Below are 25,099 nucleotides of genomic sequence, written 5' to 3' on the forward strand. Positions count from 1 at the left end.
ACCAATTTAAGAATCGTCTGATGATGCTACAAATGTTTGCCTATCTTATCAAATGATAATCACATCCATGTGACCAGATCATCAAATGCTGATGGTATATGTAGCAGCAGAAAAAGGTTTTTCCATACCTTAGTTTGCACCAAAACCCATCCAACTCCGCAGGCAAGCAATGCATTGAGATTATGCACGCTCGCTCCATCCATGGATGGTAAGAAGATCAACGTTACAAGGGATATTGTGAACACCTGGCGTTGTTTTAATTACACCCCAAGAGTTTGTGCCGATAGTGTTCAACCCGATCTCAGTACAACCAGACAGAATGACAGATCCGCCGCTGGCAAAAAAGCAGTCTGAGCGCCAGTATCGTTAATACGGCGACAGTTAGACATTCTTACCGTTAGCGTTGAACCAGTTACCAGGGCTATCCTACCGTCACCATCGCAAGTGTAATTCACTAAATTAAGCACGGTGTTACCTGTTATTGCTGACGTAATATGATTCCATCCACGCTGGCCGCGTAAGCGGGTGCGTTGGCTGGAGCACGAGGAAGCGAAGAGACTTATCGAGGAATGTCCTGAACCACTGAAGTCGGTTGTTAAGTTTACTCTGGCAACCGACTTTCATCGTTCGAACATCATCAATACGGAATGGCAACAAATCGACATGCAGCGTCGTGTTGCCTGGGTAAATCCTGAAGACAAGAGCTATTGGCGTAGCGCTGAATGATACGGCTTTAAGGTGCTGCGCGATCAGCTTGAGAATCATCATAAATGGATGTTCGTGCATAAGAAGACCGGTGTTGGTTTCATAACCTTCGCCATACCTGGGCGAGTTGGTTAATTCAGTCCGGCGTGCCGCTGTCCGTGCTGCAGAAAATGGGAGTATAAGAAGCATCAAATGGGTACTTCGATATGCTCACCTGGCACCGAACCATTTAAGCGAACAAGCACGGAAAATAGATGTCATTTTTGGCAACCATGACACAAATACGACACAAGGAGAAAATCAGGCGGGTTTGAAACTGGCGTAAGTTACTGATATCGAATGGTACGCCCTGTAGGATTCGAACCTACGACCTACGGCTTAGAAGGGCGAAAACAGACGATTTCTTTAAACTTCCGTAGATTTCACACGATTTCACAACGCTGATTATAAAGGATTTTTAGGTGTTGATTGCTGTCACTTGGTTTCATACCATATCACCATAACTTGACCCGTAACTTGACCCTAAATCTATGGCTAGTACTCTTCTGACAGACAGTAAAATACGTGGGCTGAAGCCTAAAAAATCTGCGTTCTACACCTGGCAGGCATCAGCCACCAGAGGAACAGGAAGGCTTGGTGTGAAGACATACCCATCGGGCCGCAAGACCTTCGTTTACCGATACTTCCTCAATGGTAAAGAGAAATTCGTCAATCTTGGTGATTTCCCATCTGTGGCACTTGCCGAGGCGATAGAAAAAGCAAGTTCCGCCGCCAAGAATATTTCTGAGCCAGTTAAAGCCGTAACCGACCTTTCTTCCATTAAACAACTTTTCGACGATTATATAGAAGATCAGAAAGCCCGTGGGAAACGTTCATACGAAAAAACGCAGAACCGAATTAACCAAGTTTTGGACAGCGAGCACATTGATCCAGGAATGCTTGCGCGAGATGTCACCCCTGACCACATAAAACGAGTGTTATCAGAGTTCATCTCCCGGGGAGCCAAAGCCGGAGCAAACAAGGTTCGAGCCAATCTTCATGCAATTTTTAACTTTGGCCTATTTGCTGACAACGATCCGGCAAACATTGACAACAAGACCATATACGGGCTTGAACGCAACCCGGTATCTGTCGTTCCGGCCCAGCGTGGGGTCGATAAGGCACTGGATAGATTTCTTCCCTGGGATGAATTGTCCGAGTTGTTGGACATCCTTCATCGACCTGCATCGTCAGTTCCCATGAACAGCGATTTTGCCCAGCTTTTACTCTGTTGTATCCATACAGCAGGACAACGCCCTTGGGAGATAATGACGAATACCAAAAGCAATTGGGATAAGAAAGGAAAAGTGCTGACGGTTCCACCTGAAATCTCCAAAACTGGTGATTATCACGTCATCCCTTTAAGCGCTACAGCTACCAGCATTCTTGAAGAGATGGAAAAACGATATCCTGAATCTGATTTTCTTTTCCCTGCGGAAACAGCTGAAGGACACCTACTTTCTGCCGAATACGGAAAGCAGCTACGAAAATTCTGTGAACGCGAACCATTTAATAAATTTACGCCAAGGGATATACGCCGCACCTTTAAAACACTGGCCGGAGATATGGGTATAAGCACCGAGATGCGCGACCGATTGCAGAACCATAAGCGGCCAGGAGTGTCAGCAAAGCACTATGACCGCTATGACTATCTTAAAGAGAAAAGGGAAATAATCGAAGAGTGGGAGCTGCGGCTTTTGTCTCTGCGGCAAGCACCTTGACACTGGTTGGATATACAGATAAAAATGACTGTATATCCAACCAGTGAATGAGGTTTATATGTTCGTTGAACTCGTCTATGACAAGCGTAATGTTGCAGGACTGGAGGGGGCCAGAGAGATCATCCTGGCTGAGCTGACGAAGCGAGTGCACCAGATCTTCCCTAATGCCGAAGTGAAGGTGAAACCGATGCAGGCGAACGGGCTGAATAGCGACGCCAGCAAAAGCGATCGGGAAAAGCTGAACCGCATGCTGGAGGAAATGTTTGAAGAGGCCGATATGTGGCTGGTATCTGAGTTCCCATCAGTACGCCAAGTTGGTAGATGATGTCATGTAGGCCCATGGTAAATCTTTAGACTGTCGGCCTACCTTTTTGAATACACAGAATTCTTCCATATTCTCGACCATGCGTTTACGCAATGCTATAGTACCGAATCTAGAGTGCGACACTAGTCAATCAGTCTACTCCCAGATTTGTCGAACAATGCCGCATTGATAATCAATTTATAAAATGCATGTTTCTCTAAGGATTATAAGATGAGTGTTTATTACTCACTGTGTCTATTCACTGCATGCCTAACCATTGCGCTTGCTCTTTTCAGCCTTCCCATATTTCGATTCATTGATGAAGACACGATTAAAGCGAGATCAAACAGCCTTGACGGTATGCGGTTCTTCCTGGCGTCGTTTGTTGTTTTTCATCACTTAGATTGTGCTTACACTTACATAACAACCGGGAAGTGGAGACCTACTTCTGAATGGTTGGTTTACATGGGTAAGTATGGTGTTGCACTTTTCTTTATGACTACAGCGTTCCTTTTTTGGGGTAAAGTCAGGAATTCTCAATCTGTTGATTGGGTGGAATTATACAAAAAACGTTTTTTTAGAATCGTTCCACTTGCCTTTTTTTGCTCGATGATAGCATTAATCATGCTTTTTTCTTTTACTGAGAGTAAGCCTTTATCTTTTGAAATTATATCTAATTCCCTGGCTTGGTTTGATGGCGGTCTTTGGAATAGCAAGCCCGCAGTAACCACTTTTGATAAATCATGGATGGCGTTGGCAGGTGTCACCTGGACATTAAGATGGGAATGGATTTTTTATTTTACTCTCCCATTGTTGTTCATGTTTAATAAATGGTCTATAGAGTTAGCAATAGTTTTGTTTGGTTTCTCCATCTATTTCCTTCCGGACATTACCCGCGACGCTTATCTTTGGTCGTATTTCTTTGCGGGAATGTTATGCAGGGAGTTGAAAGAAAAAATTCAACTCACCAAGAATCAAGCAAACATATTGTTGGTTGCCACTATATTATTAGTATTATTGGCTCAACCAGAGATCTTTAGGTCTCCAGAGAAGTTTTTTTTAATAACAATTTTCTTCGCAATAGTTTCTGGCGCTAATCTCTTTGGGCTGTTGACCACAACTGCATCAAAGAGACTAGGCGCGATTAGTTACAGTTTATATTTAACTCAGGGTTTAATTTTATTCCCAGTGTCTTTATATTTTAGCCATCAAAATGATTTTACATTAGATATTAAGTCAATGATAATTTTTACCTCCTCTTATGTATTGATCTGTTTTATTTCTTCCCTTACCTTTCACTTCATTGAGCGTCCATTTATGAATGGATTTAAAGTAAAGAATAGAAATAATTTTAAAGGCATGACATTCAAATAACATATATGTCCGTGGTATATCGTCACGGACATATACATAAATTACTTAAGGTCTATTAGGCCATGTGACATCTGGAGCTGTTGATGTATCAACTGCTCCTAATGCGTCAAGATAATCCAGCCATTCATTGAATGATTGCTTATCTGCATCAGACAGGCGTCCAAGTGCCAATTTTGAGGGCCACTGGTTGCTATCGATGTGATTATTGGCGTCGTTGATTAATGCCTGCTTCTGGATCTCAGCTTGTTGAACGAGCTCTTCGTGAGTGGGTTCCGGTACAGGCGGCGCAGTAAATTTCTTACCATCATATGTCCAGCCGATACCCACGCCAAGACCGTCAATTTTGACAGTCTCATAGCCCTCGAAAATATCACCCTCACCATCCCACAGGACAGTATTCATAACCTGTCCATCCTTGATCAGTGCATAAGTAGACATCATGCATACTCCTCAATAATAACGATACCCTGAGATCCATTCCCTCCAGCTGTAGCTGTCGATCCACCTGATACTGTGGTAACAGACCCTGCGCCACCGCCACCATATCCCGTGCCAGGGTTTGGGGTTGCATTTGTTGTATAAGCCCCGCCCCCCAGGCCAAGAACTGATGATCCCCCCTGACCACCTTTCACAGTGTTCGCATTCAATGAAACCTGCCCAAAACCTCCTTGCCCTGGGATAGATACAAGCACGTTTGCGCCAGTGCAAGGACTGCCATTACTGTGATCAGAAACTATTGTCTGTGTGGTTGCTGTAGAACTTCCCGCAGCTCCCGCCTGACCTCCCGGCGCAGAAATATAGGTTCCGAAAGCTGAAACACCTCCCGCTGTTCCATTCCCACCGGAGGAACCATTACCACCAGCCCCAACTGTAACAGCCACGGAAGATACCGAACTGACATCTATCAGCCCTGTTTCACCGTAGGTCCCAGCCGTCCCACCATGTCCGGCGGCAACGTTCCCTGTAACCGTAGATGCAGCAGCACCACCTCCGGCCCCACCACCACCAACTAGACGAACCCTGATTTTCTTGGTTCCGGTTGTTGGCGTATACGTTCCGCTCGCAGTGAAAGTTCGCACATTTAGCAGGCGCCCGTTTGTATTGGCTTTCAGGGCATTGAGAAAATTAGTCAGAAGCACTGACGTGTTTCCGTTATCAAGAACGTCCTGGCCGGTACTGTCTGCGATGAACTGTCCGATAACGCTTGCCATCACTGTTCCCTGACGAAGGGCTTTATTCACCTGCGCACTCGCAGCTTTACCGGACTGAAATCCTGTAAGCAGTGCAGTTAAGGCTTCCCAGTCTGCTTGCGACATGACGTTAGCGCCCGCACCCGTAGCGAAAGGTTTAAAGTTATTTGTAGCCATTAAAGTAATTTCCCCCATGCTCCAACATCGAACCCGCCGATGTATTCGTTTTCCAAATCAAACCCAAAGAATTTTGAGCCCTCGGACGGTGTTTCAATCGAAGGCGTTTCAACATCCCCGGCCCAAACGCCGGCAGCTTTTACTGTCAAATAGCCCTGTTTAATCGCGGCGATCAGCTCGAGGGACACATCAGCAATATCTGTCTCGGGAAATACCCAGACCGAAATCGTCATGTCCTGGTTGTCGACGATCTGCATTTTCAGGCCAGAGTCTGCTGTCGCAGCGTCAAGAATGGGTGGCAGCGAGCCGTTGCGGCCGTCCCAGTTGTTGATAGCGATTTTTGCTTTCAGAATGATGCGGTAGGTGTCATCGCTCAGCGACGTATAGCCTGAATCCGGATCATACGGCCCTTGCCAGACGCCCTGGTCATATCCGAGCCCGTCGGTGTCCCAGCTGAAATAGACACCCGTAATAGGCTGGCTGACTATACGGCTACGTCCGATCCAGAGTCCGAGGGTATCAAGCTGGACGCCTACCGCCGTATCAATGTCAAACGCGCTAACCAGCCCCCGTGTGGCTGATGTGATATCAATCAGCGGCCGGGTGCTCAGGTCGATGTGATCAAAGTATTTCGGTCTGGTGGCGTGGTAGTTGGTGATTAAGTCGGTGTACTTACTCATGACGTCACCGTTAGAACAATATTTTCCGGTTTACAGGACGCTGATTCGTTGTATGCGATATTGATATTCCCCGCCGCTACCGTTCCGGCAGATTTTCCAATCAGTAGCTCCTGAATGTCGTAATAGCGTGCACTGCCACCACTCACCACGCCGAGGTTCGCCGGGGAGTAAATGCGGCTCAGCAGAACAGAATCACCGATCGTCAGCCCGTTGATGTAATCCGCGACGGCCTGCTGAATCTGTACGCCAATTTGCGACGTGTAACCCGTAAAGGCTTTCAGTGTGATATGCCCGTAAATCGGAACATCAGTCGAACGCGAAAAACTGATCACGTGTGGATTGCCGTAGGTGTCGGGTACCGTGACAGAAGTCGTACCGTAAGTTGCCGTTCCCTGCCCTTTATTACCCCGGATAGTCTGGGCAATGTCGGTCACGTCCCCGCCGTCCACGATGGCTGAGATAGAGTGTGGCGGCAGCCCGTTACTATCGGTCGCGCCAGTATCATTCTCGTAGAGCTTGTGACGTGTCACGCCAGCAACGTTAGCAATCGCACCGTCAACGCCCTCAAACGGCGTGATAGAGGGTAGCGCGACGCTCTGCCCCTGCCTGATGCGCAGCTCTGCATCGGTTTCTGCCGGTGCGCCTACGGTGGCCGCCGCCGGGTTAGTTACCGATGTCCAGCCTCGGGTCGGCGTGTTGATGGCAGTAATTGTCCCCGCCAGCGCTGCGACAGCGCCGCTGTTTGAGCAGGTGGCAGTGGCCGTCACCGTACCGTCAACGCCAATCACTACAGAGGCAGGAAGACGCCAGATCACGTTATTAGTATCTTTTGCGGTACCGTTCGTGATGGTTGTCCCTGCGGTGCCGGTGAGCAGCAGATCCACGGTGGAGTTCGTCGCCCCTTTGCGCGCGATACCGTTAATTTTCACGTTACTGGTCAGCGCTGCGCCGTAACCCGTAGCAGGTGAGAAGCAGTTGTAAACGGTGATGGCCGTGTTATTGGCATCGTGAATAGCCAGCGCCACCAGCGCCACCATCTGGCCGTCTTTGCTGTCCGGCTCCAGATAAGCGTCACTGCCATAAATCTGCTGGAAATAGCTTGTCAGGGTATCGAGTATCGTCTGGTAATCAGGCGCACTGATCCCCTCAGCGGTTACCGTTGCCGATAAGCCGAGTGTGTCCAAATTGAGGGCCATTTATGCCTCGCTGGTTACTGTCGTTGTTCCGTAGATGGTGTCGATTTCAGCGAAGAACTGGACGCGGCGCGTTGTCGTGTTCACTGTCGTATTGAAAGAGAGGATGGATTTAACGCCCCGAGTTTGGAGGATGCGCTTACGGATCGCCAGGTTGTAGGTTTCCGGCTTCTGCTTACCGAGTACGGACTGAATCCACGGTGTCCCCTCTGTGGTGTCGAGAAACCACTGCCCATACCACAATTCGAATCGCGTTTTCACAGCCTGCGCGACGGCCTCCGGTGAGTTAATCAGCCAGGTATCATCGCCGCTGCCAAAAGTGTAATCGCCGTCGTCGTCCTCACGTCGGTATCTCATAATTACCCTCCCAGAGGTTTTGTATTGCTGCCGCCGCTTTCAACGCCGCCATGCGTATGCTTATCAACGATTGATCCATCCACCAGCTGCAGGCGGCCGTCAGGCAGAATTTTCAGGCCATTGAGGTTGAAACCTCCCGGCGCGGTACCGGCTATCGCCCCACTTGAAGGATTAAGGCTCAGTTTGGTTCCGCCATCGTCGCTACGTAACTCAACCGCGCTGGTGCTGATGCCGCTGATTTTCTGTGCCTGCGACTGTGGCCCGACGATACAGAACGCATCCGATAAATCATGCACCCGGTCGTCGACAGGCTCCTGTACCCCGCCGTTCTGCCACCAGAAATCGATGCAGCGATCGGCAAAAATCACCAGGCATTCATCGCCGGATTTCACCGGGAAAGTTAACGTGCAGCCGCCGCCGCGCGGAAATATCACCGGCACATCCACCAGCAGCGGATAATTTTTGGTAACGCGGTTGCCGTCGTTATTAGTTTCAACCGAACGGATCGCAGGCTGCACAACCGCCGTCACCGCGCCAGGATCGAATGACTGAACGATGCCAGGCAAAGCGACGCGGATCTGGTTTTTTGTTGTGTCCCGCTCAGATTTGAATGTTTCGGCAAGGTCGCCGCTGCGGGTCTGATCAGATACTGCCATTTAGTTGGCTCCAGAAAGCAAAAAACCCGCCGAAGCGGGTTAATATTGATTCTATAGAATTAAGCTGCGGAAGATTTTACCGTACTAACGAGTTTAACTAAACTTTTTGTTTCAGAGATAATTATTTCAGCTGATTTACGTGTAACGGTTTTATTTAATTCATAGTCAGCATCACAGCGATATTTATGATACATCTTAAGTTTAACTCCAAGCTTCCGTATTACCATATTATTAACTGGAGAAATCAATTCTGCGCACTCAGTCATGTACTGAGCAAGACGCGAGTGAGAGCCTCCCTTAAATACTCCGTTCAGAGGGTGCTGTCGCGGCACGGGACCTGTTAACTCTAAGCAAGAATGATACATACCATAATAAGCACGGCTAACAGCAGTTCTGCACCCTATTTCACCATAATCCCTATCCAGATTATCCTGGGCAATCTTTATAAACTCAATGCTATCTATGGGCATTTCAATCCCCCGGAGTAAAAAGAACTATTGCTTTTGCATTATGCAGCTCATGCTCAACTATTTTGGTAGCAAGCTCATCGTTCAACATAACTATAAAATCAGGCGATACATTGAATAAGTCATAGTTGAATGACAACATTCCGTCTGGGGCAACATACTGACCGGAGTTTTTAGCGCTTAAGTTATGCCCCATCATTATGTCCATTGCAAGATTTGCCATTTTTGACAAATCTTCACGTTCATTTCCCGGGAGTTTACCTAAGGTATTATAGATAGCTTCCGCGCTCATATAATCCCCTTGTTGTTTTTCAGTTAATTCTACGGTTCCAAGGCGCTGAAAAAGCCCAACCACTCTAGCCATTTCATTGTAATCAGCCCAGAACGAAGAAACTATAAAATTGAATACTAATAAAGATGGATTACGGATTACAACGCTACGCTTTAAAATATTTCGCTGTAACGCATGGTTGCCCTTTTGTCCGACTGCGATTGCATAATTCCCCCATAAGGCGCTTTCAGAGGGATTTATTGAGATTGCAGCCTCGCAAAGGTCGCAACCTTTTTTAAGATCTCCAAATACAATCCATGCTAACCCCTGAATCGCTAAAGATTCATCTTCTACAGGAATTTTTTTTGCATCGCGAATGATGCTAAAGAGTTCAAATTCGCCTAAAAGATTTTCCCCTTTTTCAATCGAAGGCGAAAGTTTCTCAAAAAGCTGATCGGTTATAAGTTTTGGTGAAGCAGCTGGCATATGATAAATCTCCCTTTTTCAAATGCTAGCTTACCTCGTAGACAGCATCAACCTGGCCTTATGTACATAAGTCTGTACAAATTATGACTCAATCAGGCACCTTTTTACACGGGAAAGATCCGATGATTTTCGGCGCGTCCATACTGTTCTGCAGTAGCTGGACGTTCAGGAAACGCGTTTCGGTACCAGGGCGATGGATATACTCAAACCCATAGTTGTTGCCATCTTTAGCAGGCATTAGACCCATTTTGATCTGCATGCCTGTACCGTCTTTGCCCAACATTTTAACCTTTTGGGATGTTACGGTTTCGCCATTGATTTTAAACAATGAGTCAGGGATCGCGTCCATACGAAAGTTACCACATTGCATCGTTATAGTGTTTGCACTTGCGCCAACAGACGCTAACGCCAGCAATGAAAAAATCCATCGTTTCATTTCTATAACCCCCTCTGCAATGCAGTGCTCGATGGCATATCCTGCGCGCCACGCGCTTCGCACATCATATCCATGTACCACGCCTGGCCCCTTGTGTCGCCAGTGTACATAATCCCGCGCACAATATAAACGCCATCCGTTGCGATGCTGGCAGGCTGCGCGGTGGTACCGCTGAGCGTGATATTTCCGTCCGTGTTCTGGTCGGTGATCTGCCCGCCGGCCATCGCGATATCGTTGTTCGACAGCGCGGTGCGGAATACCGAAGCCTGATCCAGCTGAATGAGCCCGTTAACCCGGATGTTCGGGTTAATCAGCGCGCGGACGTTAACGCCGTTGCCGATGGTCTGCTGCGGCATGCCGATAAGCCCGGTGGCGCTGTTGAGCACAATAGCTTCGTGAACATATTCGTTATTCGCTACCATCTGGCGCTGACCGTCCACGAATTGCCATGTTGCGCCACATTGTCCGGCCACGTTATCCATAAGATGCCGTGTCATGCCGAACAGCACCCGGCCCCGTGGGAAGACGGTAGCAGGCATTTCAGGCGTCAGGCCTTCGGTCGCGCCTTTGGCCTCGAAGTCTTTCATCAGCGCGCGGTTCACGTCTGCGACCGTGTAACCGGCTGCCAGCGTCTGCGAGGTTATGCTGGTGGCAAACGCCAGATCCGTATCGGCTGCCTGAATCAGGACATAGGAATCAATAGGGCTGTCTTTACCGGTGACCGAGTAGCGAATTTCGCCGCTGAAAATAAGCCCGTAGTTCCGGCCATCACTCTGGCCCACGTCCGCCGCGTCGACTTCCCGCACGGTCCCGACGTCGCTGGCCGATACCTCCGGTGCGATACCGTCGTAACCGGCAATCAGCCGCACTTTCGAAAACTCCTGCCCGGTGATGCGGTTCACCGTATCTGCCGAGAGGTTGTAGATTTTGAATGTTCCCACCCGTGACGCGCTGCTGATGTTGAACCAGTCGATCGTAAAGGTCACTTTAAAATCGCTGAGCTCAATACCCTGCCCGTTCTCGTCCACGAGCTGCAGCTCGAAATGTCTCATCCAGTTCTGTGACATGCTTACTCCATTGATACCAGTAAATGACTGCGGCCGCCCAGGTCGGTTTTCGTCGGATAATCCTGTGTGCTGTCGTCACAGACCACCACCAGCTTAAAGCCGAGCCCCATATAGCCGTACTGCGCCAGCAGGTCAGCCCCCGTTACGAGAGGAATACCGGAGATTACCGGCTCCCCTCTGTCGTTCTGCAGGTCCAAAATCCAGTACAGATCGCGCCAGGTGATGCTAATCCGCCAGGTGGTACCTGCCAGGATGATGCTGAATTGCTGGTTATCCGCTGTCAGCGGGATTTCCTGAATTGCCATTAGCCGAGCCCCAGTAATGACGCCGCGTTACCCGTGATGCTTTTCAGCAGCGAGGTATTTGGCGGCTTTGTGGTTTTGTTGCCGGTATTCAGTACCGCCGATGTGCTGGCCCCGTCCTTCATGTTGGTTTTATCCGCGACGGTGATCTGCTGCGTCTGCGAGATAAGAACCTCCCTCAGGGTGAGGACGGCAGACAGGACGTTTTCGGTTGTCTTGTCTGTCGTCACTTCCAGCGCGCGGATCAGCATGTTGCTGTACAGCCGTTTGCCGGTCACCACATCGAAAGGAATACGGCTCGCCTGCAGGTCGAGTATCTCCTGATACGTCTGCTGGGGACTCAGCCCGAGCAGGCTGGTAGCCGTCAGGTTACTGGCAAAATCCAGCAACGATCCGCCACCTGCGAAACCGACCTCCATCACCACTTCAGACGGTTTTTTGTAGGCGTGGTCGGCGATGGCGGCCCCGACCTCTACAGGGTGCTCTGTTATCTCCAGCGTGTCGGTATGCTTCTCAGAAACAACCACACTGGGGACGATCATCCCTATTTTCCGGCTCTGCTGCTGAAAGAGCGTAGAGAGAATATCCATTAACCCACCTTCGTTTGATTGCTGCGCATGAGCTGGGCATTTGCAGATTGCTGTCGACGTTCTACCTGATTCCCCACTGAGTGCGGATCACCGCCACCGTAAATGTGATAGGTGTTCTGTTGCTGCACCTGAGCCCCGGGCGCTGGCATGTTGCTTAACACCTTCGGAATGTAGTTGCGGGTTTCCTGAGGCATAAGGGCCATCCCGTGCTTCTGCACGTTCCCGATCCCCCAGTTATAAGAGGCCAGCGCCTTGCTCAGGTCACCGCCGTTCGCCTGCAGCAGCTGTGAGAGATACTTTGCGGCTGCCTGCGCGGCCTTCTCCGGGTCGAAAACATCATTCCCGCGCAGCCCCATGTCGCGCGCCGTGCCGTCCATAAACTGAAACAGACCTTTAGCGCCAGCGCCTGAAACGGCGAACTGATTACCGCCCGATTCCGTTATGGCCACACTGCGCAATAACCCCTCCGGAAGCCGGTAGAGCTGTTCCAGGTTGGTAAGCATCGGCTGCATCCATCCCAACAACTCAGAGCCCGCTTTGGTTGGCTGAGGCCGCTTTACTGACTGGCCGAGCTGTTCAGGGTCATCCTCACCAAACCAGCCGCGCACCGTTCGGCCCACGCTGCGAGGATCGAATCCCCAGTGCTCTTTAATCCAGTCGGCGGTGCCGTTGGCGCTGTCTGTTACCATTGGCATCGCTGACGGATTTTCGCTGCCCTGATTGAGCATCTGTTTGCCGATGCTGGCGGCATCAGCCCAGCGGCCATCTTTAATGGCGTTAAGCAGGTCGGCGATCATGTTCAGCATTTTGCTGAACTCGCCCATCTGGTCGATGAAGTTGCTGAAATCCCACTTCAGGGACCATGATTTGGGGTCAATATTGAGCAGCTTCGCCAGCGCTTTCGCCAGGTCGTTAACGGTCGTTTTGAGGTCACGAACCATCTTCAGCGCAGCGTCGACTTCCGGTTTCCACTTGCCCCAGTCAATCAGGCTATCCCCGCCTTCCTTCCAGGTCTGATAGTCTTCCCACAGGAGGGCAATACCCGCTGCCAGCGCGGTAATAAGGCCGACAGGTGACATCCAGAACGTGCTGTTCAGAATGCGCAGCGCAATCGTCAGCGCGCCAAACAGCGAGATCAGTTCCCGCGTTTGCTTATCCAGCGATTGCCACCAGGTGATAAGGCTTGATGTCCCCTCAATAAGCCTGAAGAACAGCCGCCCGATAATGTCCCCGAGCGCCAGAATGCCTTTTATGGCTTTCGTCAGGGTCTGCTCGATACGCGGGAAGTTATCCAGGATATGACGGCGCAGCGTGTCCAGCGAACCCGCCAGGCCACCAGCAAGATTAGAGCCAATTTTGTCACGGGCCATGCCTGCCATCGCGCCGAACTCGCGCAGGGAGGTCATGAATTTGTTGGAGCTTCTGGCCGCCTCGTCAGCATTGAAGCCGATAGCCTTCGCCATCGCGCTGTACTGCCCGGAGAAACCACCGACACCCCGGCGCATCGCCATGAGGGTATTTTCGTCAATGCCCAGCATCTGCGCATACTGGTTAGCCCGGTAATACGGCATGCTGCTGAGCTTCTGGCCGACACCCGTAAAGATAGCGGCCATGTCGCGCATGTTACCGCTGGCGTCACGGGTCTGTACGCCCAGGCGATTCAGGAAGCCTTCCGCGCCGGGATTGTTACGAACAAACCGGGAGAGGCTTTCCAGAGAGGAGCGCGCCGCGTCCACGCTGCCGCCCACCTGCGAAACCGCATAGCCAATAGACTGAATCCCCTGAACCGTCGCGCCGGTGCGCTGTGACGCCCAGTAGAGGTTATCGAGCCCGGAGGCGATCTTAGCCGTAAAGGCCACTACGGTAAGCGCGGCACCTTCGACGGCCAGCCCCATTTTGATGGCGTTTGCGGTCGTGCCGGCGAGGACTGAATCAAACTTTTCCGCGCCTGCTTCGTCGATATCAAAACCGAGCGAGACGAGGAAATCTTTAATAGTCTCAGCGTTCATTATCCTCTCTCCATTTCTCTATACGGCGCTGGTTGTCAGCCTTAACGGCCAGGTGGTCATTCATCAGCGCGATATCGCACAGATCGACAGATCCATCCTTCAGCGCGTAATAAGGGATTAACCCGGCGTCAACCGGGTCAAGGAGATAAGACAGCCCGTCAGGCAGGCTGTTGAGGGTTAGCCCTGAGGCTGGTCCGCCGTCGCGCTGGTAGGGCTCGCGGGCAAAAAATTTCCCAGCGAATCGGCGACCACCCGCGCCACCAGCTGCAGCATGGTTAGCAAGTCGATATCATCGAACATCAGCTGACCGCTATTAAATACCGGCGTCCATCCGTCCATGTGCTTACGTGACACTACAGCCAGGCACGGATGAATAATCGCGTTGGTGTCTTCTTCGGTCAGGGAAGACAGTTCCTCAGCGATACGCGGAAGCAGGGTTTCAAATACCGGTTTCAGCTGATCGAATTTCACGGTGTCGATTTTGCCATCAGCAGGCAGCAGGGAGCGAATGCTCCCGAAATCTGACATCATGCCCGCCAGCACCGGCAGCAGCTTACGGGTCACTTTCAGCTGGTCAAAAACGCTGAGTTTTGCCACGCGGTAATCGTGGCCTTTGATTGAGCATTCCATCTGTTAAAACTCTCCGAGTACCTGGTCGATTTTGCCGCAGTCAAACACCCAGGGCATCGTATTACCGGCCTTAGCGTTGGCGTTATCCGGCTGTTTCTGGAACGCCACGCTGCGCGCCGTGATGATGTCTCCGCTCACCTTGTTTCGGATCACAATGACGTTGTTCCCCCAGGTGCCTGAGGACTGACTCTGCGCGTTGTACGCCAGCGACAGCTTTTTGTTTGTCGGCGAGGTTTTCAGCAGGTTGACGGTTACCGTGCCGCTTTTATCCGCGTGCAGGCTGTGCATCACTTCGCCGTCAGCACCGATGGTCATGGTGTTTTTGGGGCCGCCCATTGCAACGGTGATCCCCTCCTCTGAACTGGCGGAACCGTAGCCCAGATCAATCTCGCCGGTCGGGCCGGAGAGGGACGCCGTAACGTCCATAAAAGAATAAGTAGCCATTCATGTTCTCCTTAGCGAACGACGTTGATCTGCACATCAGCGAAATGAACCGCACCCGCCAGCTTACAGGCCACCTGAATAACCGGTGCCTTACGTGCTTCACGGTCTGCCTGCGCCTGCTCGGAAATCGGCTGCGCGTAGACGTAATAGCCTTTTGTCAGCGTGTCGCCGGAATCCAGCTGCCCAATAGGGCCACCGTTCCATACACCAGCAGCCACCAGCCCGTTTGTGACAGACTGATCCATCGACTGTTCGACATTGGAAAGGAGGCGCGTAACGCCAGCATCGGTCTGTGGGACTTTGGTTGTGCTGGTGTAGAGCAGGTTATACAGGTTGGTCTGAACGTAGTTCTGCAGCCAGTCGAGCCCGTGGCGTTCATCGAAGAAATCACCGCTGGACATGACGCCCTGCTGCAGGATTGCCGTATCGTTCTGGTAGTACACAAACACGTTGCAGTTCTTGGCATCCAGCGCCGCCGCCTGATTGGTGGTCAGGGTTTCATATGTGATCCCCGGCTCCTGTTTGAACTTCAGGGTAATGGTGGTGTTGCTGCCGTTGAAATTCACGGTAAACGCGCGGCCAAACGCCGACAGCGCGGCGTACTCGCTGCTGGTGGAATACTGCACAAACGTGCGAGCGTATTTTGCAGCCTTCAGCTTGTAAGCCAGATCGGTTGTCGATGTCGCATCAACTGAGGCCGGGTCTGCAGTGGTAATCGCCAGAATGCGGCTGAGACTGGAAGCCTCGATCGCTGCGGCCACACTCAGCCAGTCGGCATCGTCGATATCTTCATCGTCAGCCACGGCCAGACCGTACCAGTTCGTGTAATTCAGTACAGCGTTCACGGCCTGCAGCAGCGTTTCCGTCGAACCGTTTTCGGCCGATGCCAGCGTTTTCGCCCAGCGGCCGACATATACCTGCTGAGGCTTCGGTGATTGCGAGAAATACACCGTAGCGGCTTCATATTCCGGGCTATCAACACCGAAATCTGTGCCGATATCTTCGGGGGATGAGTAAAGGCGAATACGCTCAGTAACCGGAATAACCGTTGAGCTCCCGAGAATGAGCAGCGAACCAAAGTTTCGACCAGTAGCCGCACGCGGCCCAATGATCACGTCGACATTGACGACGTTTGATACAGGTAATCCCTGCGGCATAATTTAGTCTCCGAAAAATGAGACGGGCGCATCTTGCAGCGTCCGGACGTTGTAGGTACGAATGTTTTTGCGGGACAACGTGATGGTGAGGTCATAGCGCCTCACCCACTGGTTATTAATGAGCTCTGGCAGGTTGTAGATAGTCCCAGCCTCCACCAGCGAAAGCCCCGAGCGATTCAGCTCGGCGTTGTTTTGCTCGACGAATATTCCCGCGCGGAAAGTTGATGCAATGTTGGCCCCCAGAGGGCCGTAAAAGCAGCAAATCACCGTGACCTGCTCCCATGTCCATTGCTCGGACTGTTCTTCCGAAACCTGAACATCGGACTGACTTAACGGCTGGGGAACAGTAGTGATACCGAAGGCGCACCACGTCACCCCGTTGTTGGGGGTCTGCGGCTGCGGGTCAGTCCATCGGGGGAAAACAAGCGCAGCCGGCAGGCCAGAAACACCACGAATCCACCGGCTGATTTCACGCTCCAGCGCCTCATCGTATTGGGGGAGATCCCCAACAGGCGTCAGATAACCGCGCGCGGTGCTGTCGTTACTCAACTGGCGTCCCTCCGTTAAAGTCCACCAGCTCACAATGTGCCTGGACGAATCCGGCACCGTAACGGGTGTACGGGTCGACGAACGTCACGCGATAGTCGCGTCCGCTATAGGTCACGATATCTGCATCAAGTCGCGGGGAGCTGTCTGAACCGGGCTGGCCCTGGGTTAATCTGAACTGCGTCACGATGAGGATCGCGCCGCTTATGTTCTGTCCTGCTTCCATTCGCCTGGCTTCCAGGGAACGGTCAACCGTCACCACGCCAGAGAATGGAATATCCTGAGCGGTGTTTTTCGTGAAATTGTCCTCATCCACCGTCTGAACCTGCCGGTGACACACCAGACTGGTGTCCATGAAGTCGGGATCGAGAAGAACATCGCTCACATCGAGAAGAGGCATTATTTTTTCCTCACGACGTAGTTAATTGAGCGCAGCAGGTAACCGTGGGCATACAGCGGCTTGTCGCCGGGAATGCCTTCGGCGCGTCTGCGTTCGAGGGTTTTCTCAGAAAGCGGGTGCAGTCGGTCGCCAGCACCGATAACAGCTTTTGCAGCATCACGGGCAATCTGTCCGGCGCTCTCCAGCTCACGCACTGCTGCTTCAGTCTGCCCCTCCAGCGCGGCGGTTGCCGCTGCCTTCAGGTGCGCAGTGGTTCGGGGTTTTGAATCCTCGATCCCCATATCCAGAAAAGGACGCGGGGGAAATGTGACCGTTGTACCGTCGATTTCCACCGTTGCGCCCGTCGAGTGAAGGTAGCCCAGTTCCGCGTTATTAATCGGGGAGCCATCCTCACGCCCTGCCTTGTCCTCAGGTATTCCCACCAGCACATCCATTCCGGATAGCTGCCGGAGGGATTCCAGAACAGCCACGGCGTTATCAGCACGAACCGTTAACCCGCTTTTCATTATGGTGTCCCCAGTTGTATCGCTCCCGCACCGAATATCATGAGGTATTCCCAGAATTCGGAACCGTAGCGAGTGTTATTCCAGAACCCGGCATCAGGATTAAGCGTCACACTGGCGTCATAGCTGACAGAAACCTTATCCACCGACTTTGATGTCTGAACACCACTGTTAGCACCACCAGCGCCCCCTACGGACGAAGAGCGCATGTCAGCGGCATAAAGTGTCATGTAATGCGCCACGAACAATTCAACGACATAGGGAAAAATATCCTCCCCAAACCGTGACTCGCTCATCAAAACATCTGCCAGAGCGAGGCGGGGCTGTATCATCGCGGTGGGAAATTTGGTTTCATCAGCAAATTGCGGGAAATCAGTGCGGAATTTCTCAGGCGTCGGCAGGCTTTTGTTTTTTGCCATTGGCTTTAGCCTCTGCAAGTTGCTCCTCAAGCTCAGCAATGCGGGTTGTCTGCACTGCCACCAGCGCTTCCAGCTCTGCAATACGCGGATCATCCGCCAGCGCAGGGGCTTCGCCATCGGGCGAGCAATGTGCTTTCACAAACCAGTGATCAGCAACGTCATTTTCAACGTCATGAAACCCGGGGGTAAAAGCCTTGATGCTGGCTCCATCGTTAAAGTTAAACGCCGACAGCACATAGATTTTTTTCATAGCAGTTCCTCAGGAAAGCCCCCGTTTCCGGGGGCTACTGGCTTAAATGCCGTCCATGTAGTTAAGGGTTTCCGGATAGACCGGTTCAACAGCACCCAGCTTTCCGTAGTAGGTTACGAGCTGGTAGATACCGCGATACTGGATGGGCACGCTCTGCAGGGGGACCATAGGGAAGCGCACAAACTTTTTGTCGTTCGTGTATGCGACCATACGATCTTTGTTTGCAACGCCACGGCCGATGGCCCATTTCACAGGGCGGATATTCAGCGGCTTGCCGTTCTGGTGAAAAGCAATTGTGTTGGTTTCCAGATAGGTCAGCAGTGACTGATTACCTGCAGATGAAACGATAGTGCTTGCCAGGAAAGAATATTGGTCTGGCGGGATCAGCAAGTCTTCTGGGACTTTTGAATATGCGGAACGGGTCCACGCATTGCTCAGTACCTGGTTAATGCTGGCGCGGATTTCGTCAGGGGTAGAAGTCGCCCAAGTTTTCGCCGCGTTCGTTGGGGTTACCTGAGACAGGTTCAAAAGCCCCTTTGCACCTTTTGCAGCGTCTCCGATATACACCTGCTCATCCGTGTCCATGTTCCATTTGAGCTGCATGCCGTCGTACTTCTGGGTGTCAATCGGACGGCCAACCTGAGCGGCGGCTGCGAGTTCAACCACGGTCCAGCCCAGCTCCATCCCCCACAGTTCCAGAGGAAAGCCTGTTTTTGTGATATCGACATTCAGCCCGGAAATGGCAGTAGCTAACTGGTTGATCCAGTTCTTACCGTTTGCGTTAGGAGAGCCAGCGGCCGCAAACGTGGTGTTGGTGAAAGAGCTCATCTCGTCCGCGATAGAAACGTCTTCACGTAGTTCGATATCGCGGCTCCACGTCTGGGAGGTCAGCGGCAGGTTCAGCGTCTGGTCGAGTCGCTCCAGCTCGTGAACCAGAAAAGCACCAGTGCTGTCGACTGTTGCCTGATCAAAGGTCATTGGCATTTGTCATGCTCCCTTAAATGTTATATGCCAGTTCAATGTTGCCGTCGGCGTCGCCGGGACCATTGAAATAGGCGTTGGTGATCTGAACGGTGTTTGTATCGTCCGCAGCCGCGAGGAAAGCGCCCAGCGGGCTTGCTGCGGTCGGAGTGCCGACGCGCATAAATACCGGGGCATAGAGAGCAACAGCAGAGGCGTCACCACCGATATTGACCGTGACATAACCGCGTTTCAGGTTGTCGCCGGCAAAGTTGTAGCCGGTGCCAACCTGGCGAATCTTGTCGGGCTGCGAAGCCGTCGGGTAAGGGCGAACAAAAATCCCCGCCAATACTGTCACCGGGTCAGCTGCCTCGATGGGAACAAACTTACCCCCGACAATCTTCCCGCCCAGCCCATACGCCGGGAATGGTTTAGTCGCATCGAGAATATGCGGCTCTACGGTTAAATCCTGTGGGCGTGAAATACCCCCGGCAATGCCCGCAGACATCCGGTACAGAATGGTGTTAGTCATGTTTTAGCCTCGTTTAGCCCAGAGTTCTTTCGCGGCTTTATTGATTTCCGCAATAGATTTTGTGGTGTTGGTGGTCATCGTGCGGAAACTGTCTACAGTCTTCGCGGCGGTATTGCGGTTTTTAGCCAGCTCAGAAACGGCATTGAATGCCATATCAACAGTGGCTTTTTTCAACTTTTTAACATCAGCATCGCCCACGATGGAACGAACCAGCATCTGATCGGCAGAGGCCAGAACCTGACGTTTAAACGCAGTTGGTTTCGCCTTCGCCGGGAGTTGGATGCCTGGCTGAATCAGATCAGCGCGATAAGCAGCATCGCCAGTAACCGCCCCCTCCTCCTCACCCTTTTCGTCTTCATCTTCATCAACCGTCGCTGGATTGGATGGAGTGAGTTTTGCCACGGCCTCAATGAGCGCTTTACCCCACGCAGGGATATCTTCTTGCGCATCAGTCGTGACAGGCAGCGTTGGCGCAGGCATGGGGTTTTGAGGTGAGAGGTTGATAACCACCCCCCCAGGGGTCATGGATGACGTCACATCGTCGTTATCACCAGTCATATTTTCTGGTGGGTTATCGATCAAGTTCGCCATTTCGGCGGCGTCGTTGGTTTTACGGGCCTTTAAAAGCCGGGTAAACCAGTTTTTAGTAGTGCTCGGCATAGCGTCTCCCAGTGCACAACGTGAACCAGCCCGCCCGTTAGGGACTAAGGCCAGGTGATTACCGGTGATCGCATATTGCTCTGCGACACCCGGCGAGATTTGACGGTAGTCGGCGTCATAGCCACAACTAACCTCATCGTCTCCGTCTTCAACCGCCTGAATAGCTTCCGGCGTCTTGACGATGACATCAGCCAGCAGCAGATCAGAGTTTGCCCCCTCTCCACGTCTGACATTCTGAATGTGACCGTTTGCCAACCTGCGCCAGTTTTCCGGCGTGACAAAAATGATGTTGCCGCCGAAGTCTTTCGGGTGGCCTATAGTGACGTTCATCCCCTCGAACGACGCGATAGTGCGTTCACTAAATACCTCTTCAGGCGTTCGGCGGACAATAATCAGCCCGTCGCTGTCAGGGGTTAATTCAGGCAGCTCTTGCGCGCCATAAACCTGTTCTCCGGTTCGACCGATAGGTACGTCTTTGAAAAGAATCGAACCATCGGCCAATTGAAAACGTGTGTTCCCAAGACGGGTTTTAAAGAAATATTTCATTGGTTACCTGCTTGATTACGGGCAACAAAAAGGCCGCCCAGTGGCGACCTTGTGAGATGGGAAAAATGTTCGAAATAACGGGCTATTTAACATAAGGGTTCTTACCCGCACCGACGAAAATGGACTCGATTAAAATGTCCCCTTAAAGCCGTAAAAGTAGCGATTAACTGGGCTGAAAATCGGCCTTTTCGAATACAACATTTTCATAACATTTCGCGGGTATTGCAGTTCGCATGGAATGAATGCTCAAAGCCGTATTTTTCATTTTCTCGGTGCAGGAATCTGTACTTCAGGCCAGCATTTGCAGTTCGGCAAACATCCGGCGTGTCCGGTCATACCGTCCAGCGTCGGCGGGTTATCCCAGCGCACAAATTTATCTTTCATCTTGCGGTGAGAATCACGCGTTCCGGCCCCCTCGATGCGCCACCAGTAGCCCTCTGATCCAACCGAAAGGGCTCTGGCCTGCGTCAGCGCGCCGGTAGCTCGTCCAATCTCTGTACGGGCAATCAGTTGCGCCCTGCTGGCGGCCACGTCACCGGAGGCCATGATCATCTCGTAGAGCTCGTCCGGACGTTCACCAGTGATAACCGCCTGCATTGCGCGCTGTTGTATGTCCATCACGCGATCGGCTGCTTCCAGCGGCAGGGACTTCATCAGCTGAATCTGGCGGTACACGATATCCTGCGCCACCTGCCCGACGGGGGTATTACCCACCACATCGCGCAGGCCAGCGCCGATTTCCTCTGATACCGATTTCCACTGATTCCATTCCTCCTGCTCGACCTGGGCAAACATCCTTCGCCCGACATGCTCTGCCCAGTCGCTGATTACCTCGGAATAGTCCACCAGCGTTTTCGAAATGCTGTCAGCGCTGGCCTGTGAACCATCGTAGGTACCATCGACGATCTGCCCTATCTGGTTTGCTATCGCCAACAGGCTTTTGCGGTACTGTATTTCCGATCGTCGGCGGAGGGATGGTTTCAGATTCATCCTCCTCCCACTGGGCCTTCGCATGGTCAATATCCTCGTCCGTAATGGATGCACCGATGCCCGTTACACGCGCCGTTTCCCTGAGGTCGGTTAACGCGGCGGCGGGAGGCATCCCCAGCTCACGCACAGCGGTCGCCAGTGCGGTAGTGGTGTTGGTAGCCACCGTTGAACGGTCAACGTCTGACATCTGCCAGAGGGGGTTAAACTCGAACGTAAAATCGTCCGGCAGCGGCTCCCCAAACTCCGAGCGGTGTAGCACGTCATAGAGCAGACGAACTGGGCCACGTAGCGTATTTTCCTGCGCGGCACCCACGTCATCGTAGTAGTTAGCCAGATCCGAATCGCCCGTTGAAAACCCTTTCGGCGACTGGCGAAAAAGGCGAACCAGGGGAATGCCGACGGCTCCAGCAATATCCTCCTTAAACTCGCTCAGCAGATCAGATAACCCGGCGAACGAGTAGGAGTGCGTTTCGAAGGTATCTTCAGCATCAAAGAGAGACATCCCCTCATTGGTCTGGAACTGGCGCACCATATCCATTTGTTTGAGCAGCGCTTCGTATGGTTTTCCACCCATCGCAATAATTTTGCGCAGTTCCTTGATTTTTGCCGTGCGCAGATGCGCTTTGTAAGCGAGCTGTGCCGCACCAACACTCGTACTGTCATACGATGTCAGGCGGTCGAAGATACGCTCTACAACGGACATTCCCCACTCGTTTTCTGTGAGAGCTTGCTGGTACGGTAGGGTTATCCCATCCATACGAATCAGCCGGCTGTAATTCACCGTCCAGGGAGGAATACCCTGTGCAGAAGTAACGATTTCGTAAGTTTCGGGTTTACCAAGCTCAGGCCCGAGTGTCTTGATGCGTCGCCCGAGATTAGGGTTAATCATCCAACGATCGAGAACAGCGAGGCCTTTAAAGCTGCCTTTTCCCACTTTATCCAGCACCAGAGGCGTCAGGGGTGCCTGACCCTCAATGAGGATTAATCCAACGGCACCACCATACAGCCTGGACCATTTCAGTATCAGGTTCAGCCGTTCCCAGAGTTTTAGCTCTTCGAATCTGGCCTCCAGAATCCCCCGCCTCTTTGGGTCAATTTCGCTGGTTATTCTGGCACCTTTTTTTGTCATATCGTCTGGCTTTGCATCGACAGCTGCGCCGATGATCCACGAAGAACGATAAGCCCATTCCAACAGCAGACGATTACGGCTGGTGTAATTAGCTCGATAAGTTGACGCTGCATGCTGATTTGGCTGCTGCATGCCAACTCGCGCGACAAAGTTATCGTAAGAGTCGGCTGTGGCGACTCTTCCTGTTTTTTTCGCCATAGCTTTTATGCTCCGAGCTTAGACCAGATATCGAGAGAGGAATCCATCGGCGCGTAGTTAATCATCACGGCGTCTGCGAGGTTCGGCGATTTTGTGCCTTCAGGCTGTTTATCCACGAGGATTTTACCGACGGCATTTTTCGACCACGTAGGCTGTGAAAGCTCCATCAGCAGGCGGTCAATATTTTCTATCTCGCTGCTTATAGAAATGATTTCGTCAGGGTTGTAGTCCATTCCGTTCAGCGCGCGGAAGGTGTTACGAAACAGCTTGCGAAGATGCCACCAGCTCTGTGCTTTCGCGTTCGCGAAGAAGTCTTTATTCAGGCGCGCCGCTTTACCGTTATCACCAGGAACGGCTTCATCTTCCGGATCGAATACGCTACCGCTACCACGGAAAGGCGTAGCTGTGATTGTTCCCCGGCCTTCAGCCTGCCTGAGCTCGTTTATCACGCGAGCATCGCCACGCGCACCAGCACCCAGACCGTCCTCATCGAAACGGAACTCATCCAGACCGTAATCGTCACAGTACCCAAACGATTTAACGACAGAAGCGTAGATGTCGCTGCCAATGCCAGACCATTCGTGAACGTTCTGCAGAAGGAAGCCATAGCGGCAAGAAAAGCCGTTTTTGTCTTTCCCTTCGTCTGCGATATCCATTGCGCCGAGGCGCTGGCCGCTGGGCTGAATACCCAGTTTGATATGCGCGTCGACGGCAGCCTGCACCCATTCAGAAGGAATGAGAATCCCCTCTGTGGATGCGCTGTAGTTCAGGTCCAGTTCCTGAGCAACGATAATCGGATCATCAATTTTCAGACATTCGTTGCGGTACCACTCATCATCCTTGCGCGGGTCGCTGCGCCAGTGGAACGTAAACACCGGGATATTTCCGCTGTGGCGCTTACGTGCAAAGGGGTTATTCATGCCGTTAACGGATGAGAGGTCTATACGGCAGCGGGTCGTCTGAGAGAGCGCAGCATCGATGATTAATGGCCGTTTGAGGAATGCCGACTCATCCACGAAATAAAGCGTGGTACGGTCACCACGGCCAATGTTATCGCCTGCCTCACCCTTAATGACCGCGCCCGTTTCCGGAAACTCCACGCGCATGTAAGGTGCGTGCTTTTTGTCATTCCATGAACCGCGAAACTCAACCGGCAGCAGCTCGACAAACTTACGCGCTTTCCAGAACAGTGCTTTCGGGTCGCCGGTACTGTCGACATATTCCTCTTTACGGGAACCAAACCCGATTACCATTTCTTTATTGAACAGGCAAAGCGAACAGGCCAGACCGATAGAGGTCCAGCTAAGCCCCATTTCGCGGCTTTTTTCTGTCAGTCCATGCTCAAGATTGGCGCGCCTGTCCATGATCCAGTGAATCCATTCCTCCTGGCGGGGGAACAGCAAAAACGGGATGGTGGCAGGCAGGCCATAATCGAGGTTACGCGGGTCCGTCGTCATGCCCCAGTCGATGATGAACTGGGCCGGGTTAGTGCGGTAAAACTCACGGAGTGCCGGAAGCATTTCAGGCGCTTTCCTGATCCGCTCCAGCCTCTCCATTCTCCACTCAAACACGGCGGTATAGTCCGGTTTGCGGAAGTCAAAGGGGAACGGGATCGGCACAGAAAAATTCCTCAAAAACGCCCCGATTTAACATAATGGTCGTTACCCGCACTGGCGCAACAGCACCCATCACGCAAACCGCGTGAAGCCTC

At 52.0% G+C, this 25,099-nt stretch carries 31 protein-coding genes and 1 pseudogene; 4 read left to right on the forward strand and 28 right to left on the reverse strand.

All coding sequences use genetic code 11. The annotated features are described in order from the left end of the window. Positions 1 to 504: 504 nt before the first annotated feature. The 4 genes and pseudogenes from I6L58_RS06810 to I6L58_RS06825 all read left to right on the forward strand — a co-directional run. A pseudogene (locus tag I6L58_RS06810) lies at positions 505 to 1,030 on the forward strand (tyrosine-type recombinase/integrase); the annotation flags it as partial. Between the two features lie 205 nt (positions 1,031 to 1,235). Next, a complete protein-coding gene (locus I6L58_RS06815) occupies positions 1,236 to 2,465 on the forward strand; it encodes a tyrosine-type recombinase/integrase (protein WP_047064173.1) in 1,230 nt (409 codons plus the stop codon). A 58-nt stretch (positions 2,466 to 2,523) separates the two neighbouring features. Then, positions 2,524 to 2,790 carry a DinI family protein gene (locus I6L58_RS06820; protein ID WP_088207765.1) on the forward strand — a complete coding sequence of 89 codons (267 nt, stop codon included), beginning with the start codon at positions 2,524 to 2,526 and terminating at the stop codon, positions 2,788 to 2,790. Between the two features lie 210 nt (positions 2,791 to 3,000). Next, positions 3,001 to 4,143, forward strand: a complete 1,143-nt coding sequence (locus tag I6L58_RS06825; RefSeq protein ID WP_088207766.1) for an acyltransferase family protein — start codon at positions 3,001 to 3,003, stop codon at positions 4,141 to 4,143. A gap of 45 nt (positions 4,144 to 4,188) precedes the next feature. Here I6L58_RS06825 and I6L58_RS06830 read toward each other — a convergent pair whose 3' ends face one another. From I6L58_RS06830 to I6L58_RS06960, 28 genes are all read right to left on the reverse strand, one after another. After that, positions 4,189 to 4,584: a tail fiber assembly protein gene (locus tag I6L58_RS06830; RefSeq protein ID WP_254082149.1), complete on the reverse strand. Its 396-nt coding sequence runs from the start codon at positions 4,582 to 4,584 to the stop codon at positions 4,189 to 4,191. Then, positions 4,581 to 5,510 (reverse strand): glycine-rich domain-containing protein, encoded by a 930-nt coding sequence (locus I6L58_RS06835; RefSeq protein WP_088207767.1) that lies wholly within the window; start codon positions 5,508 to 5,510, stop codon positions 4,581 to 4,583. The genes I6L58_RS06830 and I6L58_RS06835 overlap by 4 nt, the downstream gene beginning before the upstream one ends. Next, positions 5,510 to 6,190 carry a DUF2612 domain-containing protein gene (locus I6L58_RS06840; RefSeq protein WP_088207768.1) on the reverse strand — a complete coding sequence of 227 codons (681 nt, stop codon included), beginning with the start codon at positions 6,188 to 6,190 and terminating at the stop codon, positions 5,510 to 5,512. Before I6L58_RS06840 ends, I6L58_RS06835 begins: the two co-directional genes overlap by 1 nt. Continuing rightward, on the reverse strand, positions 6,187 to 7,386 hold the full coding sequence (locus tag I6L58_RS06845) for a baseplate J/gp47 family protein (RefSeq protein ID WP_088207769.1): 1,200 nt from the start codon (positions 7,384 to 7,386) through the stop codon (positions 6,187 to 6,189). The genes I6L58_RS06840 and I6L58_RS06845 overlap by 4 nt, the downstream gene beginning before the upstream one ends. After that, complete coding sequence (locus I6L58_RS06850) at positions 7,387 to 7,740, reverse strand: thioredoxin domain-containing protein (protein WP_088207770.1); 354 nt, start codon at positions 7,738 to 7,740, stop codon at positions 7,387 to 7,389. A 2-nt stretch (positions 7,741 to 7,742) separates the two neighbouring features. Next, positions 7,743 to 8,396, reverse strand: a complete 654-nt coding sequence (locus I6L58_RS06855) for a Gp138 family membrane-puncturing spike protein (protein ID WP_088207771.1) — start codon at positions 8,394 to 8,396, stop codon at positions 7,743 to 7,745. A gap of 59 nt (positions 8,397 to 8,455) precedes the next feature. Beyond that, positions 8,456 to 8,866 carry a hypothetical protein gene (locus I6L58_RS06860; RefSeq protein ID WP_140418797.1) on the reverse strand — a complete coding sequence of 137 codons (411 nt, stop codon included), beginning with the start codon at positions 8,864 to 8,866 and terminating at the stop codon, positions 8,456 to 8,458. A gap of 1 nt (position 8,867) precedes the next feature. Further along, positions 8,868 to 9,620 carry a hypothetical protein gene (locus I6L58_RS06865; RefSeq protein WP_088207772.1) on the reverse strand — a complete coding sequence of 251 codons (753 nt, stop codon included), beginning with the start codon at positions 9,618 to 9,620 and terminating at the stop codon, positions 8,868 to 8,870. 88 nt (positions 9,621 to 9,708) lie between these two features. After that, the gene (locus I6L58_RS06870; protein WP_088207773.1) at positions 9,709 to 10,056 is read right to left on the reverse strand and encodes a hypothetical protein; all 348 of its coding nucleotides are present in this window, start codon (positions 10,054 to 10,056) and stop codon (positions 9,709 to 9,711) included. 2 nt (positions 10,057 to 10,058) lie between these two features. Further along, positions 10,059 to 11,123: a hypothetical protein gene (locus I6L58_RS06875; RefSeq protein ID WP_088207774.1), complete on the reverse strand. Its 1,065-nt coding sequence runs from the start codon at positions 11,121 to 11,123 to the stop codon at positions 10,059 to 10,061. Positions 11,124 to 11,125: 2 nt separating this feature from the next. After that, entirely contained in the window at positions 11,126 to 11,428 is a 303-nt protein-coding gene (locus I6L58_RS06880; protein WP_088207775.1) for a phage baseplate plug family protein, read from the reverse strand. Continuing rightward, positions 11,428 to 12,015, reverse strand: a complete 588-nt coding sequence (locus I6L58_RS06885; protein ID WP_016247449.1) for a phage baseplate protein — start codon at positions 12,013 to 12,015, stop codon at positions 11,428 to 11,430. Before I6L58_RS06885 ends, I6L58_RS06880 begins: the two co-directional genes overlap by 1 nt. Then, positions 12,015 to 14,024 carry a transglycosylase SLT domain-containing protein gene (locus I6L58_RS06890; protein WP_088207776.1) on the reverse strand — a complete coding sequence of 670 codons (2,010 nt, stop codon included), beginning with the start codon at positions 14,022 to 14,024 and terminating at the stop codon, positions 12,015 to 12,017. Before I6L58_RS06890 ends, I6L58_RS06885 begins: the two co-directional genes overlap by 1 nt. Next, positions 14,014 to 14,178 (reverse strand): DUF6889 family protein, encoded by a 165-nt coding sequence (locus I6L58_RS22895; RefSeq protein ID WP_023229521.1) that lies wholly within the window; start codon positions 14,176 to 14,178, stop codon positions 14,014 to 14,016. The genes I6L58_RS06890 and I6L58_RS22895 overlap by 11 nt, the downstream gene beginning before the upstream one ends. A 23-nt stretch (positions 14,179 to 14,201) precedes the next feature. Continuing rightward, positions 14,202 to 14,654: a phage tail assembly chaperone gene (locus I6L58_RS06895; protein ID WP_088207777.1), complete on the reverse strand. Its 453-nt coding sequence runs from the start codon at positions 14,652 to 14,654 to the stop codon at positions 14,202 to 14,204. 3 nt (positions 14,655 to 14,657) lie between these two features. Then, positions 14,658 to 15,098, reverse strand: a complete 441-nt coding sequence (locus tag I6L58_RS06900) for a DUF3277 family protein (RefSeq protein WP_000257260.1) — start codon at positions 15,096 to 15,098, stop codon at positions 14,658 to 14,660. A gap of 11 nt (positions 15,099 to 15,109) precedes the next feature. Next, a complete protein-coding gene (locus I6L58_RS06905) occupies positions 15,110 to 16,255 on the reverse strand; it encodes a DUF3383 family protein (RefSeq protein ID WP_088207778.1) in 1,146 nt (381 codons plus the stop codon). A gap of 3 nt (positions 16,256 to 16,258) precedes the next feature. Continuing rightward, on the reverse strand, positions 16,259 to 16,804 hold the full coding sequence (locus I6L58_RS06910) for a phage neck terminator protein (RefSeq protein WP_088207779.1): 546 nt from the start codon (positions 16,802 to 16,804) through the stop codon (positions 16,259 to 16,261). Further along, positions 16,797 to 17,201 (reverse strand): hypothetical protein, encoded by a 405-nt coding sequence (locus I6L58_RS06915; RefSeq protein ID WP_032666025.1) that lies wholly within the window; start codon positions 17,199 to 17,201, stop codon positions 16,797 to 16,799. Before I6L58_RS06915 ends, I6L58_RS06910 begins: the two co-directional genes overlap by 8 nt. Beyond that, positions 17,201 to 17,707 (reverse strand): hypothetical protein, encoded by a 507-nt coding sequence (locus I6L58_RS06920; protein WP_088207780.1) that lies wholly within the window; start codon positions 17,705 to 17,707, stop codon positions 17,201 to 17,203. The genes I6L58_RS06915 and I6L58_RS06920 overlap by 1 nt, the downstream gene beginning before the upstream one ends. Then, the gene (locus tag I6L58_RS06925; RefSeq protein ID WP_058690849.1) at positions 17,707 to 18,123 is read right to left on the reverse strand and encodes a DUF4054 domain-containing protein; all 417 of its coding nucleotides are present in this window, start codon (positions 18,121 to 18,123) and stop codon (positions 17,707 to 17,709) included. The genes I6L58_RS06920 and I6L58_RS06925 overlap by 1 nt, the downstream gene beginning before the upstream one ends. Beyond that, positions 18,092 to 18,373, reverse strand: coding sequence for an STY1053 family phage-associated protein (locus I6L58_RS06930; RefSeq protein ID WP_058690848.1), 282 nt, complete (start codon positions 18,371 to 18,373; stop codon positions 18,092 to 18,094). Before I6L58_RS06930 ends, I6L58_RS06925 begins: the two co-directional genes overlap by 32 nt. 42 nt (positions 18,374 to 18,415) lie before the next feature. Beyond that, positions 18,416 to 19,357 (reverse strand): DUF2184 domain-containing protein, encoded by a 942-nt coding sequence (locus I6L58_RS06935; RefSeq protein ID WP_058690847.1) that lies wholly within the window; start codon positions 19,355 to 19,357, stop codon positions 18,416 to 18,418. 13 nt (positions 19,358 to 19,370) lie between these two features. Continuing rightward, entirely contained in the window at positions 19,371 to 19,865 is a 495-nt protein-coding gene (locus I6L58_RS06940; protein ID WP_088207781.1) for a structural cement protein Gp24, read from the reverse strand. Positions 19,866 to 19,868: 3 nt separating this feature from the next. Further along, positions 19,869 to 21,071 (reverse strand): DUF2213 domain-containing protein, encoded by a 1,203-nt coding sequence (locus I6L58_RS06945; RefSeq protein WP_058690845.1) that lies wholly within the window; start codon positions 21,069 to 21,071, stop codon positions 19,869 to 19,871. 261 nt (positions 21,072 to 21,332) lie between these two features. Continuing rightward, on the reverse strand, positions 21,333 to 21,866 hold the full coding sequence (locus I6L58_RS06950; RefSeq protein ID WP_032629703.1) for a phage head morphogenesis protein: 534 nt from the start codon (positions 21,864 to 21,866) through the stop codon (positions 21,333 to 21,335). Between the two features lie 70 nt (positions 21,867 to 21,936). Further along, a complete protein-coding gene (locus I6L58_RS06955; RefSeq protein WP_058690844.1) occupies positions 21,937 to 23,388 on the reverse strand; it encodes a DUF1073 domain-containing protein in 1,452 nt (483 codons plus the stop codon). A 5-nt stretch (positions 23,389 to 23,393) separates the two neighbouring features. Further along, complete coding sequence (locus tag I6L58_RS06960) at positions 23,394 to 25,007, reverse strand: TerL protein (RefSeq protein ID WP_088207782.1); 1,614 nt, start codon at positions 25,005 to 25,007, stop codon at positions 23,394 to 23,396. Positions 25,008 to 25,099 lie beyond the last annotated feature (92 nt).

Origin of the sequence: Enterobacter cancerogenus (assembly GCF_019047785.1) — a bacterium.
Taxonomy (GTDB): domain Bacteria; phylum Pseudomonadota; class Gammaproteobacteria; order Enterobacterales; family Enterobacteriaceae; genus Enterobacter; species Enterobacter cancerogenus.